Annotated in this window: 14 protein-coding genes; 5 read left to right on the top strand and 9 right to left on the bottom strand. The window is 71.8% G+C overall.

What is annotated here, in order from left to right:
- Nucleotides 1–155: 155 nt before the first annotated feature.
- The 3 genes from ACFWI9_RS19675 (at nucleotide 156) to ACFWI9_RS19665 (ending at nucleotide 3052) form a co-directional block, all read left to right on the top strand.
- A complete protein-coding gene (locus tag ACFWI9_RS19675) occupies nucleotides 156–710 on the top strand; it encodes a hypothetical protein (RefSeq protein ID WP_387163648.1) in 555 nt (184 codons plus the stop codon).
- Between the two features lie 96 nt (nucleotides 711–806).
- Nucleotides 807–2627, top strand: coding sequence for a protein kinase (locus tag ACFWI9_RS19670; RefSeq protein ID WP_387163645.1), 1821 nt, complete (start codon nucleotides 807–809; stop codon nucleotides 2625–2627).
- 125 nt (nucleotides 2628–2752) lie between these two features.
- Nucleotides 2753–3052 (top strand): hypothetical protein, encoded by a 300-nt coding sequence (locus ACFWI9_RS19665; protein ID WP_387163643.1) that lies wholly within the window; start codon nucleotides 2753–2755, stop codon nucleotides 3050–3052.
- Here ACFWI9_RS19665 and ACFWI9_RS19660 read toward each other — a convergent pair.
- From ACFWI9_RS19660 to ACFWI9_RS19645, 4 genes are read right to left on the bottom strand one after another with little or no spacing between them, the layout of a single operon-like run.
- Nucleotides 3042–4292: a type III PLP-dependent enzyme gene (locus tag ACFWI9_RS19660; protein ID WP_387163641.1), complete on the bottom strand. Its 1251-nt coding sequence runs from the start codon at nucleotides 4290–4292 to the stop codon at nucleotides 3042–3044. The two genes, ACFWI9_RS19665 and ACFWI9_RS19660, sit on opposite strands and share 11 nt — an antisense overlap.
- Nucleotides 4289–6121, bottom strand: coding sequence for an IucA/IucC family protein (locus ACFWI9_RS19655; protein WP_387163638.1), 1833 nt, complete (start codon nucleotides 6119–6121; stop codon nucleotides 4289–4291). Before ACFWI9_RS19655 ends, ACFWI9_RS19660 begins: the two co-directional genes overlap by 4 nt.
- A 5-nt stretch (nucleotides 6122–6126) precedes the next feature.
- The gene (locus ACFWI9_RS19650) at nucleotides 6127–7899 is read right to left on the bottom strand and encodes an IucA/IucC family protein (RefSeq protein ID WP_387163637.1); all 1773 of its coding nucleotides are present in this window, start codon (nucleotides 7897–7899) and stop codon (nucleotides 6127–6129) included.
- Nucleotides 7896–9107, bottom strand: coding sequence for an acetyl-CoA carboxylase biotin carboxylase subunit family protein (locus ACFWI9_RS19645; RefSeq protein ID WP_387163635.1), 1212 nt, complete (start codon nucleotides 9105–9107; stop codon nucleotides 7896–7898). The genes ACFWI9_RS19650 and ACFWI9_RS19645 overlap by 4 nt, the downstream gene beginning before the upstream one ends.
- Nucleotides 9108–9251: 144 nt before the next feature.
- On the opposite strand from ACFWI9_RS19645, the gene ACFWI9_RS19640 reads away from it, so the two are divergent.
- Nucleotides 9252–10112 carry a (2Fe-2S)-binding protein gene (locus ACFWI9_RS19640; protein WP_387163633.1) on the top strand — a complete coding sequence of 287 codons (861 nt, stop codon included), beginning with the start codon at nucleotides 9252–9254 and terminating at the stop codon, nucleotides 10110–10112.
- A 135-nt stretch (nucleotides 10113–10247) separates the two neighbouring features.
- Here ACFWI9_RS19640 and ACFWI9_RS19635 read toward each other — a convergent pair whose 3' ends face one another.
- The 5 genes from ACFWI9_RS19635 to ACFWI9_RS19615 all read right to left on the bottom strand — a co-directional run bounded on the left by ACFWI9_RS19635 (nucleotide 10248) and on the right by ACFWI9_RS19615 (nucleotide 16873).
- Nucleotides 10248–11588, bottom strand: a complete 1341-nt coding sequence (locus ACFWI9_RS19635; protein ID WP_387163631.1) for a nucleobase:cation symporter-2 family protein — start codon at nucleotides 11586–11588, stop codon at nucleotides 10248–10250.
- A gap of 213 nt (nucleotides 11589–11801) precedes the next feature.
- The gene (locus ACFWI9_RS19630) at nucleotides 11802–12116 is read right to left on the bottom strand and encodes a hypothetical protein (protein WP_387163629.1); all 315 of its coding nucleotides are present in this window, start codon (nucleotides 12114–12116) and stop codon (nucleotides 11802–11804) included.
- A 228-nt stretch (nucleotides 12117–12344) separates the two neighbouring features.
- The gene (locus ACFWI9_RS19625; protein WP_387163627.1) at nucleotides 12345–13778 is read right to left on the bottom strand and encodes an MFS transporter; all 1434 of its coding nucleotides are present in this window, start codon (nucleotides 13776–13778) and stop codon (nucleotides 12345–12347) included.
- Nucleotides 13775–14389 carry a TetR/AcrR family transcriptional regulator gene (locus ACFWI9_RS19620; RefSeq protein WP_387163625.1) on the bottom strand — a complete coding sequence of 205 codons (615 nt, stop codon included), beginning with the start codon at nucleotides 14387–14389 and terminating at the stop codon, nucleotides 13775–13777. The genes ACFWI9_RS19625 and ACFWI9_RS19620 overlap by 4 nt, the downstream gene beginning before the upstream one ends.
- A gap of 33 nt (nucleotides 14390–14422) precedes the next feature.
- Complete coding sequence (locus ACFWI9_RS19615; RefSeq protein WP_387163623.1) at nucleotides 14423–16873, bottom strand: SpoIIE family protein phosphatase; 2451 nt, start codon at nucleotides 16871–16873, stop codon at nucleotides 14423–14425.
- Nucleotides 16874–17132: 259 nt separating this feature from the next.
- Between ACFWI9_RS19615 and ACFWI9_RS19610 the strand changes: the two genes are divergently transcribed.
- Entirely contained in the window at nucleotides 17133–17456 is a 324-nt protein-coding gene (locus tag ACFWI9_RS19610; protein WP_387163622.1) for a hypothetical protein, read from the top strand.
- Nucleotides 17457–17539: the final 83 nt, after the last annotated feature.

Genomic DNA, 17539 nt, shown 5'->3' with positions numbered 1-17539 from the left:
CCCCGCCGGGGGGGCGTGGCCGCCCGACCCTCCTGCATACACACCACCGGCCCTCCCCCCAACCCCCCCCCGCCCCCTTCCCCCCTATTCCGGCCCTGTTCCCCAGGAGCCCGTTTCCTCCCCGGCCCGCTGGCCGGGGTATCCACGGAGGCGTCATGACCGCTCCCGAACCCGAGCCCGGTTCGGCGTCCCCACTGAGGGGCAGTACGGCGGCCACCGCCGCCCGGGCCGGTGACACCGCCGCCGCCCGGCTCAAGGAACGGATCTACGCGACCCTGACCCTCACCGCCGTCGTGGTGGCGCTCGCAGAGACCGCGGTACCCGACCACCTCGAAGCCGCACTCACCGTGGCCGTCACGGCGCTCGGGGTCTGGCTGGCCACCGTGGTCGCCGACGAGCAGGCGCACCGGGCTGTGACGAAGCGCGGCGCGAGCCGCCTCGAACTGCGCACCACGCTCTATGTGTCCGCGCCGCTGCTGCTCACCGCCGTGGGTCCGCTGGTGCTGATCGGGGCATCCGCTCTCGGTGCACTGGGCCTGGTGCCGGCGCTGCTGATGAGCGCCGCAGTGGAGGTCGGCACCCTGTTCTTCTGGGGCTGGCGTACCGGACTGCGGATGGGCAACGGGCCGCTGAACGCGATGATCTCGGGGCTGATCGACATGGGCATCGGTGTGGCGGTCATCGCTGTGAAGCTGGTCGCCGGCCATTGAGCCTTGGTGGTCCGGGGATCGGCCGCGAGAGGTTCCCGCGTCCCGTTCCGGGTCTGCTGTGCGAGGGCTGATGCCTTCCTCGTAAGCTGACCTGCCATGGACAACAGGGGGAGTGGCAGACGGCTCGTCGACGGCCGGTTCGAGCTGCTCGGCAGGCTTGGCAGCGGCGGCATGGGCAATGTGTGGCGGGCCCGCGACATCATGTTGCACCGCGAGGTCGCGCTGAAGGAGGTACGCCCTCCGGACGCCGCCGTCCAGGACACGGATCCCGCCCGGGCGCAGATGCTCAGCGCGCGCGTGCTGCGTGAGGCCCAGGCGCTCGCCCGGATCGCCCATCCGCATGTGGTCACGATCTACCACATCGTCAACAGCGCGGCCAGCGCGCAGGACGTCGAGGCCCGGTCCGGCGATGCCTACCCGTGGATCGTGATGGAGCTGGTCCGCGGCGAGTCACTGCACGAACGGCTCACCCGGGGCCCGTTGGGCTTTCCCGAGGCACTGCGAGTCGGCCAGGGCGTGCTGTCCGCTCTGCGAGCCGCCCACGCGGAGGGCATCCAGCACCGGGATGTGAAGCCGGCTAACGTGCTGCTCCGCCCCGACGGCAGTCCCGTGCTCACGGACTTCGGTATCGCGGCGCTGCGCGAGTCGACCAGCCTGACCGCCACGGGCGATCTCATCGGGTCTCCCGAGTACATCGCCCCCGAGCGCATCCGCGGTGAAGAGGGCAACCCTGCATCCGACCTGTGGTCGCTCGGCATGCTGCTCTACGTCGCCCTTGAGGGCAGCCACCCGTTGCGCCGCGAGACCAGCCTCTCGACGCTCGTCGCCGTGCTGGACGAGCCGATCCCCACTCCCGTGCGCTCCGGACCGTTCGCTCCCGTACTGAACGCCCTTCTGGTACGGAACACCGCCGCCCGTCCCGACGCGGAGTCCCTGGAGTGGATGCTCGCCGAGGCCGGACGCGGGGCCCTGAACGGGCCGACCGCACAGCCCCCGACGGCGACGACGTCGTATCCGCTGCCGCCGCCCTCCACCACACCGTCCCCGGTGGCTCCCGCCGTGGCGCCGCCGTACGGCACGCCTCCGGCGCATACCCCGCCTGCGTACGCCTCGGCCACGAACCCCTACGCGACACCCGCCGTGCACACCCCGACCCCGAACCCGTATCCGGCTCCGTCCGCGGGCACCACCCCGCTGGACCCGTTCGGTGCCCAGCCCGCCGCCGGACGCCGGACGAGGCGCTGGAAGGCGCCGGCGGGCGTGCTCGGCGCCGTAGCCGCGGTGACCGTCGTGTCCATGGTCGCGCTCAAGATCGGGCCCTTCGGTGACGGGGGCACACCCCAGGGCCGCACCCAGGAACCGGGTGCCGCCTCGGCCCCGGCAGGGGGCACCCGGGACAGTGGTGACAGCACGGAGGGCAGCAGTGGGGACGCGCCGACGGACACAGCCCTGCCACCGTCCAAGGAGACCAAGAACCTGCTCACCGCAAGTGGTGTGCGCAGTGTGATCAAGGCACTGGAGGCGAAGACCCGGACCACGGAGTTCGTCGAGCTCACCGTGTACGAGGAGTACGCGTTCGCCGAGATCCCCGGCTCCGGAGGTGAGAAGAGGAAGTACAGGTACGAGTACCGCAACGGCTACGCGTCGAAGCAGGGCGCGGGCAGCACGATGGGCTTCGGGTACACCGGGCCGATCGATGTCAGCAAGGTCAAATGGGACCGCCTGCCGGCGCTCATCGAGAAGGCCGAGAAGGAGCTGGGCGTCAAGAAGCCGACGATGCGCTACGTCATCGTCCGGGGCCCGGTGTTCGACAGCGTGCCCACGGTCAACGTCTATCTCTCGGACGAGTCCCTCGCGTCGGGCTACCTTGCCGCCGACTTCGACGGAGCCGTGCTGCGGACGGTCAAGGCCCAGTGAGCATCCCCCGGCGGTACGTGGGCTGACACGCGACCGCGCGGATTGCGGCGTGCCGCATGCCGGGGCACGCTGGTCCAGAGACCGCAGGCTGTCCGGCCGCCGGTCTTCGAGGAAGGGGTGCCGTGATGTTCGCGAGACTGAGCACCTATCAAGGATCACCCGTTCCCGCGGACGGCGATCTGTCGGCGACTTCGGAAGCCGTCGTCAAGCAGGTCCAGGACGCGCACGGGTTCGTGGGCGTCTACTACCTCGTGGACCGGGCATCGGGGAAGGCCGTGTCGATGACCTTGTGGGAGGACGAGCAGGCGATGCGGGACAGCGAGCAGCGGGCAGCCCGGATCCGTGAGGAGACCGCGCGCAGGGAAGGCCAGCGCGTGCTCTCCGTGGAGCGCTTCGAGGTGGGGTTCAGCCACTTCAACCGCTGACGGCGCCTCTCGTACCACTGCGGGTTGCCGCACCGCCCAGGAAGTGGAATCCCGGGCGGGGGTGCATCAGGAAGTCGTGGTGCGAGATGTTCCACGCGTACGCACCCGCGAGCGCGAACACCACACGGTCCCCGGCCCGCAGTCCCGACTCCGGTACCGGTACCCGGCGGGCCAGTACGTCCTTGGGCGTGCAGAGCTGACCGGCCATGGTGATCCGGTCCAGCCGGGCGGCGGCCCGCGGCCAGGGATGCGGCCAGGCGGCCACCGGCAGCACCGCGCAGGGCTGGTCGTGGCCCTTCGTGGCGGGGGTGCGCAGATGGTGGGTGCCACCGCGCACCACGGCGAACTCCTCGCCGTGGCTGCTCTTCACATCCAGTACCTCGGTGGCGTACCAGCCCGAGTACGCGGTCAGGGCGCGACCCGGCTCGATCCGCAGCCGCAGGCCGGGGTACGCGGCGGTGAGGCGCGAGAGCCCCGCCCCGTAGGCCGCCCAGTCGAACCGGGCGCCCGGGCGGGCGTAGTCCACCGCCATCCCCCCGCCGACGTTGACCTCGCGCAGCGCCACACCATGGCGCTCGGCCAGGCGCACCGCCCAGGCCACCACGGACTCCGCGACGGCGAGCTGCGCCGCCGCGCCGAGACCGCTGGCGAGATGGGCGTGTATCCCGTACAGCTCCAGCGGCGGGTACCCGCCGCTGGACAGGGCGCGGACCAGGTCGTCCGCCTCGGAGGGGTCGATGCCGAACGGCGTCGGCCGGCCGCCCATGGAGAGCGAGCTGCCCCGCATCGCGTCCTCGGCGAGGGGGAGGTTGAAGCGGAGCAGCACACCGACCCGCGGCCGCTGCCCGGGCACTACCGTCCGCGCGGCGATATGCGCCAGCATCCGCAGTTCCCGAGCGCTTTCGACATGGAAGCGGGCCACGCCCGCGGCCAGCGCCGCCGCGATCTCGTCCGGGGTCTTGCCCGGCCCGCCGAAGGCGAGCGGCAGATCCGGAACGGCCTTGGCGACATGGGCCAGTTCACCGCCCGACGCCACCTCGGCGCCGTCCACATACGGGGCGAGCGTGGTGAGTATCTCCGGCTCGGGATTGGCCTTGGCCGCGTAGTACATCTCGACACGGTCCGGCAGCGCGGACCTGACGGCGGCCGCGTGCTCCCGCAGCGCCGCCAGGTCGTAGACATAGGCGGGGAGTTCGTCTGACGAAAGGGCAAGCACACGTTCCCGTACCGCGGTTGTCAACGGGCGCTCCAGATGTCGTCGGCGCTGACAGCCCCGGACAGTACGTCCGGCGCGAGTGGCGAGGGCAGCCGGACATAGCCTGCCGCACGGTCTGCCCTCCGGGCCCAGCGGGTGAGCAGATTGGCCTTGGCGGGCAGTGGCCCGCCCGTGAGGAGCGCCCTCAGCCGTGGCGGGCAGCCGTGGCGGTCGGCGTAGTCGCCCAGTGTCCGCCGCACCTGGAGCCACAGCGGGATCTCCGCGCCGGGGTGCAGATCGGCGATGGCGGCGAGCATCTCGGAGATGTGGTTCACCATCAGGCAGTAGACCACCCGGTCCCAGCCGCGGTCGGCTGCGTAGGTCAGCGGGCCCGCGACCTCCGGATCGAGGGCGGCGAGTGCCCGAGCGTGGTGGCCGGGCAGCAGCTTGGTCCCCTCAAGGTCACGGAAGAGGAGCTGCGCGGGTCTGCCTGCCCGGTCGACTCCGACGATGACGTTCTGCAGATGGGGTTCCAGCACCACACCGTGGTCGAAGTAAGCGGCCAGCACGGGCGGGACGAGCAGGTCCAGATAGGCGCGCCACCAGGACAGGGCCGCGCCCGGATCGCCGCCGGGGAGGAGACGGGAGACATGGCCGGGGCCCGTGGGGTACTCGTCCGCGACCGCCGCCGCCAGCAGCGGGGTGACCCCGGGGCGGAGCCGGCCGTCGAGTCCCTCCCGTACGATCACGCCGAGGCCTTCCAGCAGGGCGAGCTCGGGATTCCCGTCCGCGCCGGGGAGCGCGAGGCTGCGGTAGCCGGGTTCACGCAGCAGTCCGCTGTCCGGGAACCGCGCGCCGAGATCGTCGTATACGGGACCGAGCAGCCGGGTGAGGGCGACCGCGCCGGCGAGTTCGTAACGGGCGTTCTTGCGCAGGCAGTTGGTGATCCGGATATTCAGGCTGAACTTCAGGAACGTGTGTCCGTCGTAGACGGTCCGGACGGACGCCGTCGCCGTGAACGGTGTGCGCCCCGGCCCGAGGTCGAGGACGTCACGGCGGTCGAGGGCCGCACGCAGCGCCGGATGATCCCGCAGCAGGGCGTACTGCCAGGGGTGCGCGGGAAGCAGCCGGTAGCCGTCGGGCGCCGCGCCGAGCCGGTCCAGTACGTGCAGCGGGTCGCCGGCGGCGGCGTCTTGCGCGATCAGGTCATCGCGCACGGCGAGCAGGCGCAGCGGGAAGGAGGCGGCCGCCTCCGGAGCGTATGCCGCCCAGACGGTGGGATCACCGCCACGGGCCTTGGGCGTGGGGTGGAAGCGGTGGCCCAGGGCCAGCGACTGCTCGGACGCGAGATAGGCCGCGAGCGGGGCATCGTCCCCGGCCCCGGTCCCCGTCCGCTCGGCGGCGGGTGTGCCGAGCCGGGACGAAACGGCGGCCAGGGCAGCGGACACTCCCCGGTGGCTCGACGCGACCTGGGCCAGGAACTCGTCATTGCCGCCCGTGCGCAGCGAGAGCTCCGCGTGGATGTGTTCGGCGAGCCGCCGCCAGCCGGTCTCCTGCCAGCCGCCGCTGCCTTGACCGTCGCTCTGCTCGGTGACCGGACCCGTGAAGCGGTGCGCCCCGAGCAGCGACGTGCGGCGCAGGGCCACCCGGAGCAGCACGCCGCGGCAGGGCAGCCGCACCAGCAGATGGCCGTCGATGACGGCGGTCTGGCGCTCGGGTCCGGACACTTCACGCAGCAGGCAGTTGAGCAGGGTGTGGGCCACGGCCTCATCGGCGGTGGGCAGCCCGGCCGTCCTTCCCCGCTGCCGTCCGGGACGATTCGGGGCGTGGCTGGACCAGGGATGGTGGGCGGACGAGCGAGTGGGCGGCGCCATCGGGGTCACACTCCCCGGAGTAGGTAGTTGGGTCCTGTCGTGTAGTGCTTGTTGATGTCGGAAGCTCCCGATCGTGCTTTGCTGAGCAGGGTGCCCGCGGTGACCATCGCCTTGACGGGCAACTCCGCCGCGTCCAGGACATGTTCGCGCACTACGGCGCCGGCATCACCGGTCCCGGTGCCGAGACGCTCCGCGGCCTCGGCGAGCCGGGTGCGTACGAGCCCGAGCAGGGCGTCGAGCGGGGCGTGGCCGAGCCGGTCGAGTTCGAAGGCGTAGGCAGCTGCGCACAGATGGACGGTGATGGTGGTGAACAGAGCGGCCACCGGCCGGTCGCTGTCGCAGACGATCCGGGGATCGTCGAACGCCGACGGGAGGGGCGCCGGCTCCCCGAGTGCCGAGGCGAGCCGCACACGGTTGATACGCGGCCCGTCGTTGTCCTTGAACAGGAGTCTGATCCTGGGCCGTCCGGCGTGCTCGTCCAGCGCCAGGGAGACGTTCTGCTGGTGGGACTCCAGGGCGATTCCATAGCCGATGAGCGTGGTCGCCCAGTCGATCAGCAGCGACAGCGCGGCGTCCAGCAGGGCTAGCCGGTCGCCGCCGTAGAAGCGCCCGGCGAGATGGTCGAGCACCGGGCGCCCGTCTGGTGCCGTGCTCAGCAGGGCGGCCAGCGGTACGACCACCGCGCCGTCCAGACCGGCGGGCCAGCGGCGCACCAGCACGGCGAGTAGTTCATGGCCCGCGTGGGCGTAGCTGGTCTCGTCGGCGTGCAGCACGCTGTCCCGGAACCGCGGCTCACGCGCGATGACCGACTCGATCAGGCGCTGGACCGCGGCGCCGTCGGCGAGGGTGCCCGGCTTGATGGTGCGCCGGTTCAGCTTGCCCAGGGACGAGGTCGCCAGCGGGAGTTTGAGATGGGTTCCGGGGGTGTCGGCGAGCGCCACGGTGCGCATGGACAGGGTGGGCACCACGTCGAGATACGGCTGCTCGGCGAGGACGGCCCGTTTGTCGAGACCTGCCGTGCGCAGAGCGTCCCCGAGGGGTCCTTCGGCCGTCAGCGGATGGACCGGGAGCGCGAGATGACCGGTGCCGTCCAGCCAGGGCAGCCCGAGGGACGCGGGCGTCGGGAACGGCAGCCGCCCCCGGACGCTGACCAGGTCACGCGGCAGGACGAGCCAGCGCAGGGCGAACCGGGGGTGGAACTCGGGGGCGTACGCCTTCAGCGCCGCCGAGCCCAGGCCGGACCGGCCGCGCCCGGTCGGATAGACCGGGTGGTCATGCCGGGCGGCGAGCGTGTCATGGGCCAGGGAGCCGCCGAGCCCCGCCCACCTCGACGGGTCCGCGCCGTAGCGCGCCGTCAGCGCGTCGAGCACCTGGTCCTGTGAACTGGCGTGCAGGCGTACGGTGGTGAGCGCCTGCCGGCACTCCTCGGTGAAGGCGTCGAACCCGGAACGGTCCTCTTCGGGCGCGAGCTCCCGCAGCGCGGCGAGGATGTCATCACAGCTCGCCAGGTCGGTCCCGGTGGACTCCCGGCGCAGCAGCGGCTGCCGCGCGGCCCACTCGCACTGGAAGCCGTCGCCCCGCACCGGCAGCAGTAGCGCGTCAGGACCGGGTGTCTCCAGCCGCAGCCAGCCGCCATCCGGGAGGTCGGCCTTCGTACTGCGTGTGCGCAACCCCACCACGTCCTCGCGCAGTAGGGCACTGAGGACGCGCAGAACCAGTTCGCCTTCGTCGCGCCGCTCGGTCCCGCCCGTGGCGGCGGCCGCCGCCGGGAACGTCACGGTGCGATCTCCCAGCGCTGCGCGGCCAGAAACGCGCTCACGGCCCCGTCCACCCGCTCGCGGTCGGTGCCGGTGGCCCGGACGACACCGAGGAAGTCGCGGTTGGTGCCATGGAGTTCGTGCCGCTCCCCGAGCTCCCGCAGCGGCCGGTACGTCAGTCTGACCCCGCCGTCCTCGACCTCGCTGGCGGCGGGGGCGGCGACCAGTGTGCCCGCGCGGTCCGCGCACGGGTAGTCGAGCCGGGCGGCACCGTCCCTGCGCGCACCCAGATCATCGGGCAGCGGCTCGCCGAGGTGGGTCCGCAGGATGTGCTCGAAGAGCGGGATGTCCAGCAGCTCGGCGAGTAGCAGATCGCACTGGTCGCCGATGGCGCGGTAGTTGACCTCGACGATACGCGCACGCCCCTGGTGCACCACGAACTCCGTGTGGCAGGCGCCGAAACCGATCCCGAGTGCGTCGAGCTGGGCGAGCACCTGGTCGCGTATCGACCGCGGGTGGTCGGGGACGTAGGTCAGCCGCTCCTCGATGAAGTAGGGCGGTTTGGACACCTCGGTGTGGAATCCGCCCAGCACATGACGGACCCGTCCGTCACCCAGTGTCTCCAGGGTGTACAGCTCGCCAGGGAGGAACTCCTCGACCACCAGCGCGGCGCCCGGCCGCCGGCCCTGGATCTCCCGGCAGCGCCGCACCAGCTCCGTGTGATCGCCGACCAGCACCACGTCCTCGCTGGCCACGCCCTCGCGGGGTTTCACCACACACGGGTACGGCAGGTCGAGCCCGGCGAGCGCCACGGACGGGTCCTGCCCTGCGGGCAGCTCGGTCGAGCGGACCGTGTCCGCGCCCCGGGCGGCCAGATGGCGCCGCATCTCGGCCTTGTCCTTGGTGCGCAGTGCGGCCCGCCAGTCCTTGGACGGCAGCCCGAAGTAGTCCGCCGCCAAGGCTGCCTGGGTCTGGAGGTGGTCGCTGTTGGTGAAGACCGCGTCCGGTGCCGGTCCCTGTGCGGAGATCCGGCTGATCACCGCCCGGAAGTCCCGCACCTCGCAGTCCAGCACCTCGAGGCCGGGATGGCGCGCACGGTGCGCCGCGGGCTGGTCGGTGAGCACGGTGACGGCTGCGCCGAGCCGGTCGGCGGCGGGGAGGAACCCCTCGGAGACCGCGTCAGTCGGGTTCAGCGCCAGCAGGTAGACGCTGGCATGGTTCCGGGACATGAGCCGAGAGCCTAGGTTAGGTGCACCTAACTCTGTCAATTCGCCCAGACGCCGGTCCGGTTGGCGCGAAGGGATCTTCGTATGGTTAAGGTGAGCCTTGCCTTAGCCGAACTCTCATTCTGCGTCGTCCTCCGAGGAGCGTCCGTGACCCTGGCCCCGGCATATCCGTCGGCCGGATCCGCCGTGAGCTGCTCCGCCGTGCTGGCATCCCGCTACCGGGCGCTCCGCGCGCTCTGCCCCGCCTGGCAGACGCGGGTGCTCCCGCCGGGCCCACCGGCCGATCAGGGGTGGGCCGACGGCATGGAACTGGCCACGCGTCAGGAGTATCTCGACGCCTTCCTCGAATCCGAGGCGCTGCGGATCCACCGGGAGCACGACCACACGGCACGCGCCGACGTGGTCGCGTCACGGGCGCTGCACGGCTACCTGTGGTCCGTAGCGCTGCTCGTCAGCGGCCCGTGGTACCTCGATCGCCGGGTTCCCCGCCTCCATCCGGCCGATGTCCGGGTCAGCCTGACCACGGGTGACCTCGCCGTCGTACCCGGCGGCTTCGCCTGCCTGCCCGGCGATCCCGCCGCCGGACTGCCCGGGGTTCGCGTACTGGCGCACGAGGAGGCCCTGCGGTCCGAGCTGCGCGCGATGGCCGCCGACCTGGTACGGCCCCTGCTGGCCGCGATGGGCCCCCGGCTGCGCAGGGGCCCGCGAGCCTTGTGGGGCATGGTCGGTGATGACCTGGTCTCGGGAATCTGGTACCTCGGCCGGGTGCTCGGGCAGGAGGAGCGGGCGGTACACGCGGCGGCAGAACTACTTCCGGGGCCCCTGCCGCCCTTCCCCGGCGGCGCGGACTTCCGCCACCTCGCCGGGCGCGACGGCCGGTCGCATCCGACCCGCACCCGGCTCGGCTGCTGCCTGTACTACACGATCCGCCCCGCCGAAGCCTGCGGCACCTGCCCGCGCGTCTGCGACGCCGAGCGCCTGCGCCGGATCGAGCCGCCGACGGCCTAGTGCTATGCCGCGTCAGGCGGCGCCGTTCGCCCCGTCACGCCCCCCGAAACTTCGCCTGGGAGGTACCTCCGGCACGGTGACTCGCGGCGTCACCGAATCGGACTCCTCCTCACTCGGGTCCGTCCTGCGCCGAACTCACGCTTGCGCGGCTGAAGACTTTCGTGCGGGCATGTGGTTGTAGATCAGGTTCAGCACGACCGCGGTGAAGCAGGCAGCGCTGATCCCGCTGTTCATAAGGGTCTGGAACCAGTTGGGGAACTTGGCGTAGAGATCCGGTACGCCCACTGGCAGTATTCCGACCGCCACGGAGACGCCCACCACGGTCAGATTGTGGCGGTTCCTGAAGTCCACCCGCGACAGGGTCGCCAGACCGGTCGCCGCCACGGTGCCGAACATGACCAGACCCGCTCCGCCCAGCACCGGCACCGGGATCGACGCCACGATGGCGCCGAGCTTCGGCAGCATGCCCAGCAGCACCAGGATGAGGCCGGCGCACGCGACCACCCAGCGGCTGCGCACCCGAGTCATACCGATCAAGCCGATGTTCTGGGCGAATGCCGTGTACGGGAAGGTGTTGAACACTCCGCCGAGCAGTGTGGAGAGGCCGTCGGCCCGCAGACCGTCGCTCAGTGTCCGATCATCGACCTGGCGGTCCGTCAGCTGACCGACCGCGATGAAGTCGCCCGTCGCCTCGGTCATGGTGACCAGGGCGACCACTAGCATCGCGGCGACCGCGGGCACATCGAAGGTGGGTGTGCCGAAGTGAAAGGGTGTGCTGATGCCGAGCCAGCCCGCGTCCGCCACCGCGCTGAAGTCGGCGAATCCGGCGAGTAGGGCGACGGCCATGCCGACGGCGATCCCCATCAGTACCGCGATTCGGCTCAGCAGCGGCGGCGCGAAGCGCTGGACGCCCAGCACCACCAGGAGGACGAAGCCGGCGAGCGCGAGGTTCTTCGGATCGCCGAAGTCCGCCGCCCCGGCGCCTCCGGCTGCCCAGTTGCCTGCCACCGGCAGCAGCGACAGCCCGATGACCAGGACCACTGTGCCCGTGACCAGGGGCGGGAAGAAGCGAAGCAGTCTGCCGAAGACCGGAGCCAGCAGGATCATGGCCAGACCGGCGACGATCACAGATCCGTAGATCGCCCGCAGACCGCCTTCTCCGGTGCCGATGAGCACCATCGGTTCCACCGCCGCGAACGTGCAGCCCTGCATGATCGGCAGCCGTGCGCCGATGCGCCAGAACCCCACGCACTGGATGAGGGTGGCGACACCGCACAGCAGCAGATCAGCGGTGATCAAGTACGCGAGGTCGCTCGGCGGCAGCTTCATCGCCCCTCCGACGATCAGCGGAACGGCCACCGCACCCGCATACATGGCGAGTACGTGTTGCAGTCCGAAGGCGCCGAGTCGGGCGAATGGAGGAACCTCGTCAACAGGATGTACCGCGGGTGTCCGCTTCTGGGACGGGGACGTCATGGGCGCTCCAGACGACAAGAGCTCATGCGGACGCGAACGCGATGTGCCGCTCCCTCTTCTGGCACCCTCGTGGCCGAGTGACGGCCGGCTTCGGTGGGTCGGTTCCGCACGGGCCTTTGTACGCGCCGCCGGTCACGCAGTGGGTGATCACTGCACGGTGGCGGCGTGGACCACCCGCAGGCGCCACCCGCCTCGGCCCGTCGGTTCGAGTTCTTACCAGACCGTGGTCCGGGGAGAGGCGACCGAGTCGGGGACGCGCTCAGCACACACCGTTATGCCGAGGGTCTGCTGGTATTCGGGCGCCAACCCTTCGACGCCGACGCCCTCGGCCCGCTCGGGCACGATGGAGCCCGCCACCGCGACCCGGTCCCGGCCCGCCTGCCCGTCGGGTGCTTCGGCCAGCCGCACAAGCGCGGCTTCCGCTGCGCCAAGCGCCGCCCGGACACGCTCGGCCTCCTCCCACAGCCGCACCACTTCATCCCGGACCTTCCTCTCACGGGTTTCCAGCAGGCCGAGCACCGACGGCATCAGCCACCTCCACGAGCGACGCGACCGGACGAACCCGCCCCATCAATGCCGCCGACAAGCGGAGCTCATGCCTCACCAGCCGCTTCACAGGTGGCTGTCCTGACGGTCCGGACTCGCCAGGAATGGCGCCTGCGTCGGCGCGGCGACGACCGTCTCGGCGATGTGTACTCCATCCAGTCGTCGGTGGGTGCTGAAGGGGTGGCGTGGAACAGGGAGCGCTACGGTTCGTCAGGACGACGGTGAGCTGCCCGGCGTAGGCCTCTGGGCGGTTTCGACGGAGACCGGGGGCGGCTCCGGGGCCCGCGTTGTGTGCGCGGAACACCCGGGGAGCCCGATCGCGGTCAGCGCTCCCGCCGCGGCCACCACGGCCAGTGCGGCGAGCGCGAACGGCATCGCCAAGGTGGTGCGACCCAGCAGTGCGATGGCCGTGGCGATGCCCAGCGCCGGACCCACGTTCATCACCGTCTGCTGGAGCCCGCCCGCCACCCCGGCGTGCCGGGCCGGCGCCCGGCGCACGATGACGGCCGTCGCGGTGACCATCACCGCGCCGAAGCCGGCCCCCAGCACCAGGAACGCGCCGCCGACCGCCAGCGACCCGGACGCGGCGCCGAGCCGCGAGAGGGCGAGGACACCGAGGGCGAGCAGCGCCATCGCCGTGGCGGCGGTCCGCCGCGGGCCCCACCGGCGTTGCAGCCAGGCGGCCAGCGGAGCGCTCAGCACCATGGCGGCGGGGCCCGGCAGGCCGGCCAGAGCGCATTGGAGCGGATTCATGCCGAGGACGTCCTGGAGTAGATACGTGCCCATGAACACGGCACCGAACATCGCCGCCGAAGCGGCCAGCAGCATGGCGAGTGACGAGGCGATCGCCGTCGAACCGATCACTTCCGCGGGTATCAGCGGGCTCGCGGCGCGCTGCTCACGGCGTACGAGCGCACCCGTCGCCAGCACGGCCATGACCGCCGCGGCTGTGGTCGCGGGGTTCCATCCCGACCGTGACACGTCCGTGAGTGTGTGCACCAGGAACACCAGGGCTGCCGCGAGCAGACCGGCGCCGGGCAGGTCGAGCCCCTCGGTCCGTTCCGGCTGTACGGGATTCCGTGTCGTGGTCGGGCGGGCGCCGAGTGCGAGCCCCCCGATGAGCAGCGCGGGCACGACGTTGAGGAAGAACACGGCCCGCCAGCCCAGATGAGTGGTGAGAGCCCCTCCGATGACCGGACCTGCGGCCGCTGCCGCGGCGATGGCGCTGGTACGCAGGGCGATCGGCGAAGCCAGCCGGTCCGGCGGGTACACGGCCCGCAGCATCCCGAGCGTCGCGGGCTGGAGCAGGGCGCCGCAGATCCCCTGGGTGACCCGCAGCGCGATCACCCAGCGGATACCGGGGGCCAGGCAGATCGCCGCCGATGTCGCGCCGAACCCGATGGTTCCCAGGGCGAACAGCCGCCGGTGGCCGTAGCGGTCGCCGAGGCGGCCCGCGAACACCAGCAGGCTCGCCACGGCGATGAGATAGCCGGTGCTGGTCCACTGCACCTGCTGGAACGACGCCTCCAGGTCCCGCTGCATGGTGGGCTGGGCGACGGTCAGTACCGTTCCGTCCAGGGCGACGATCGCCGCCCCGGCGACGCTGCACACCAGCGTGGCGATGCGCCGTGGGCCGGCGTTCATCGGCGCACCGGCCCGAGATGGGCCTCGAGTGCGGCGTCGAGCAGCGGTTCGATGTCGTTGTCGAGACCGGCAGCGAGGGGAAGGCTGCCCCACAGCCAGAGCTGGGCGATGCCGTGGAGGTTCGACCACAGGGCCGCCGCGACGACCGCCGGGGATGCTTGGCGCGCCGCCGTACCGGGTTCGGCGGATGCGGGCGGGCAGGCGCGGGCGACGAGATCGGTGAGCAGTGAGAAGAGCGGCAGCGACGTGTCGCGCAGACCCAGCCGGTTGCTCTCCAGCAGATCGTGGCGGAACATCAGCTCGAACATGCCGCGGCGATTGAACGCGAAGTCGAGATACGCGCGCGCCAGCGCGGCCAACTGCCTCCGCGGGTCTCCGGGAGCCTTCGCCATCGTCTCAGCGGCCCGGTCCGCGAGCTCGGCGAAACCGCGTTGGGCGATGGCGGAGAGCAGTTCGAGATGGGTCGGGAAATAGCGCCGCGGGGCGCCGTGCGACACCCCCGCCTTGCGGGCGATCTCGCGCAGGGACAGCGCCTGCGCCCCTTCGCTGTTCACCAGGTCGATCCCGGCATCGATCAGACGGGCTCGCAGCCCTGTGTCCCGTTCGCTCATAGACAGTGTCTACCAGGCAGACGTAGACAGTGTCTACCAGGAGCTGTGCAGCCGCTCGCGCGGTGCCAGCGGGATCTCGGCCCAGACCTGCTTCCCACCGCTGAGCGGTACCGAGCCCCAGGTCGCCGAACTCGCCTCGACGATCAGCAGCCCACGGCCGCCGGTGGCTTCCCAGTCCATGGCGGCCGGTTTGACGGGGCTGCGGGGGGAGGCGTCGTTGACGGCGATGCGCAGCCGGTCGGCGGAGAGCGTCAGCTCCAGCCGTACCTCGCCCTGGGTGTGGGCGACCGCGTTGGTCACCAGCTCCGAGACGACCAGCAGCGCCGCGTCGAGTTCCTCCACCACTCCCCAGGAGCGCAGGGTGCGTGCCGTGTAGCGGCGGGCGTGCAGCACCGCGTTGGGCAGCCGCCAGACCGTCCAGTGCGTCCGCAGCGGGCGCATCCGGGTGCCGTCGTAGCGCAGGATGAGCACGGCGACGTCGTCATCACGCCTGCTGGCGCTGACGAGGAGCTCGTCGGCCACCCGGCCCGGCTCCGCCGGGTCGGCCGCCGCGAGCACGTCGCACACCCGCCGCATGCCGTCGTCGACATGGAGCGTCGAGGACTCGACCAGGCCGTCGGTCAGCAGGATGAGCAGGGTGCCGGGTGCCAGCCCCGCCTCGTTCAGGGGGAACTCCTCGTCGGGGAGCACGCCCAGCGGGGGGCCGCCGGCGATGTCCATCACCTCGGTGCCGCCGTCCGGGTAGCGGATGACCGGGGGCAGATGGCCGGCCCGTACCAGCCGGGCGATGCCCTCCTCCATGTCCAGGTCGGCGTAGAGACAGGTGGCGAACAGATCGGTCTCCATGCCCACCAGCAGCCGGTTGGCGCGAGCCATCACCACATCGGGCGGGTGCCCCTCCACCGCGTAGGCCCGGACGGCAGTGCGCATCTGGCCCATGATGGTGGCCGCCCCGGCGCTGTGCCCCTGGACGTCCCCGATCACCAGGGCCACATGCCCGTCGCGCAACGGGATCACGTCGTACCAGTCGCCGCCCACCTCAAGTCCGGCCGTCGCGGGGAGATAGCGGGCCACGGCCTCCCCGCCCGGCAACTCGGGCAGCTTCCGCGGCAGCAGACTGCGCTGGAGCATCGTGGCCAGTTCGTGCCCGGCGTCCAGCGCGTGCGCCCGCATCAGGGCCTGCCCGGTGAGTCCCGCCGTGGCCGTCAGCAGCGAGCGCTCCTCGGGCCCGAAGCGGTGGTCCTCGTCCCACCCGACCAGGCACACCCCGACCATGCGCCCGTCGGACGGCAGCGGCAGCACCGCCAGACCGCCCGGTCCGATGCCGCCGAGCCCGGGTTCGAGGTCCGCCCCCGGTGGCCAGAGGCTCACATGGCCCTCGCGCAGTGCGCTCTGCAGCGTGGGCAGCGCGTGCACCGGCGCGTCGGGCCACTCGGAGCGCCACTCGGAGCGCCAGAGATCAGGCCAGGCGTCCGGCTCCGGCGGGTCGAGCAGGGTGACCACCAACCGGTCGGACTCCAACTCGGCGAGCGCCACCCGGCTGGCCCGCAGCGGGTCCCGCAGCGAGTCCACCACGAGCTGGCTGACGTCCTTGATGGTCCGCGCGCGCGCCAGGGTGGCCGAGAGCCGCTGCACGATGGACACGTCGTCCTCGCTGGGACGCAGATAGGCGGCGTCCGCGACCACCCCGAGCACCCGTTCAGGGGTGCCCTCAGCGTCCACGTCGACCCGGCAGCGCAGCCCCAGCCAGCGCAGCTCTCCGCCGGGACGGCGGATACGGAACGCCAGCTGCTGGGCGGTGGCGGACAGCCGGTCCGGCTCCACCACGGCCATCAGGGCGGGGATGTCGTCCGGCACGGCGCAGGCCAGCAGGCTCTCCACCCGGCCGTCGAAGTGGCCGGGAGCGATGCCCAGCAGCTCCAGTACGTGTTCATGCGCCTCCATACGCCCGGTCGCCAGCTCCAGAATGAACGCGCCGCCGCGCAGTGGCACCAGGCTCTGACCCAGCTGGGGCCGGGGCGCGGCGCGCCCGGGGGCGTGGGCGGCGACCGATTCGAGCGACGCGGCGACCTGGTCCGCGTACAGCTCCAGCAGGGCGCGCCGGTCGGGGCTGAAGCCGTCCGGGACCTCTCCGGCCACCACCAGGCAGCCCAGCTCCTTGGTCCCGCGGCCGAGCGGAACGGCACCCAGGGAGACCTTGGCGGGGGAAGCTCCGCCGGTGTGCCGCATGATCCGCCCGGGGAAGTGGTGGGGGTCGCTCTCGATGTAGGCGGCGAGCTCCTTGGGGCTGAGCCACAGGGAGGCGCCGGCGCGGAAGGCGTCGGCGGCGGGGGAATGCCCCTCCACCGCGAGGATCGCCGGGAGTCCGTACAGGACACTGCGGTCCCCGGTCATCTCGGCCAGATGCAGCTCCCGGCCCCCTTCGGCCAGCACATAGACAGCGGCCAGCTCAGCCCCACAGAACGCAAAGCTCTGCCTGGTCACTGTCTGCAGCTCCTGCCTGAGCGGGCAGCCACCGCCGACCACCTCACCACTCCATGCTGTCCCGCTTCCGGCCCGGTGGGCGACTCAGAAGCGGATGACCAGCGGAATACGGAGGCCGGACACGGGCCGCCGGCCTCCCGCCGACCGGTACGACAGGGCCAAACGGGTGGTCATCGCCACTTCGCGCAACCGCTCTCGCCGGCCGGGGCCTCCTGGCAGTCAGTGACACCACTGAGGAGACACCACTGAGGAGGCTCTCATGGCTGTTGATCTCTACCGTTTTCCCGGGGCCGATTTCTTCGGCAGGCTGGGCGACGGCAGCGGCACGTACACCGGCGACTTCTTCCTGCCGCCGCCCGAGCCGGAGCAGCGGCTGCCGTTTCCGCTGAACCCCGCGGACTCACGGCGACTCGATCTGCACGCCGCGCTGACATCGGCGGGGATCGCCCCGCTGCCCGGTGATCTGGAGGCCATCGAGGCCTTGTGCCTGCTCGATGACACCACGAACGCCACTCTCCGGCGCTGGATCACCGGGACCCCGACCCCCCACACCCCCCCCCCCGCCCCGGGGCCCCAAGGGTGAGGGGGGTCCTGCTGAGGGGGGGCGGCTCGCGACCGCCGGTCATGAAGCCGTGATCACGCAGGAGACAGCCGCAGACCCTGCCG

It is taken from the genome of Streptomyces sp. NPDC127084 (assembly GCF_042724175.1).
Classification (GTDB): Bacteria; Actinomycetota; Actinomycetes; order Streptomycetales; family Streptomycetaceae; genus Streptomyces.
Note: the sequence above shows the minus strand (reverse complement) of the source record. Positions and strands in the feature narration are given on the sequence as shown.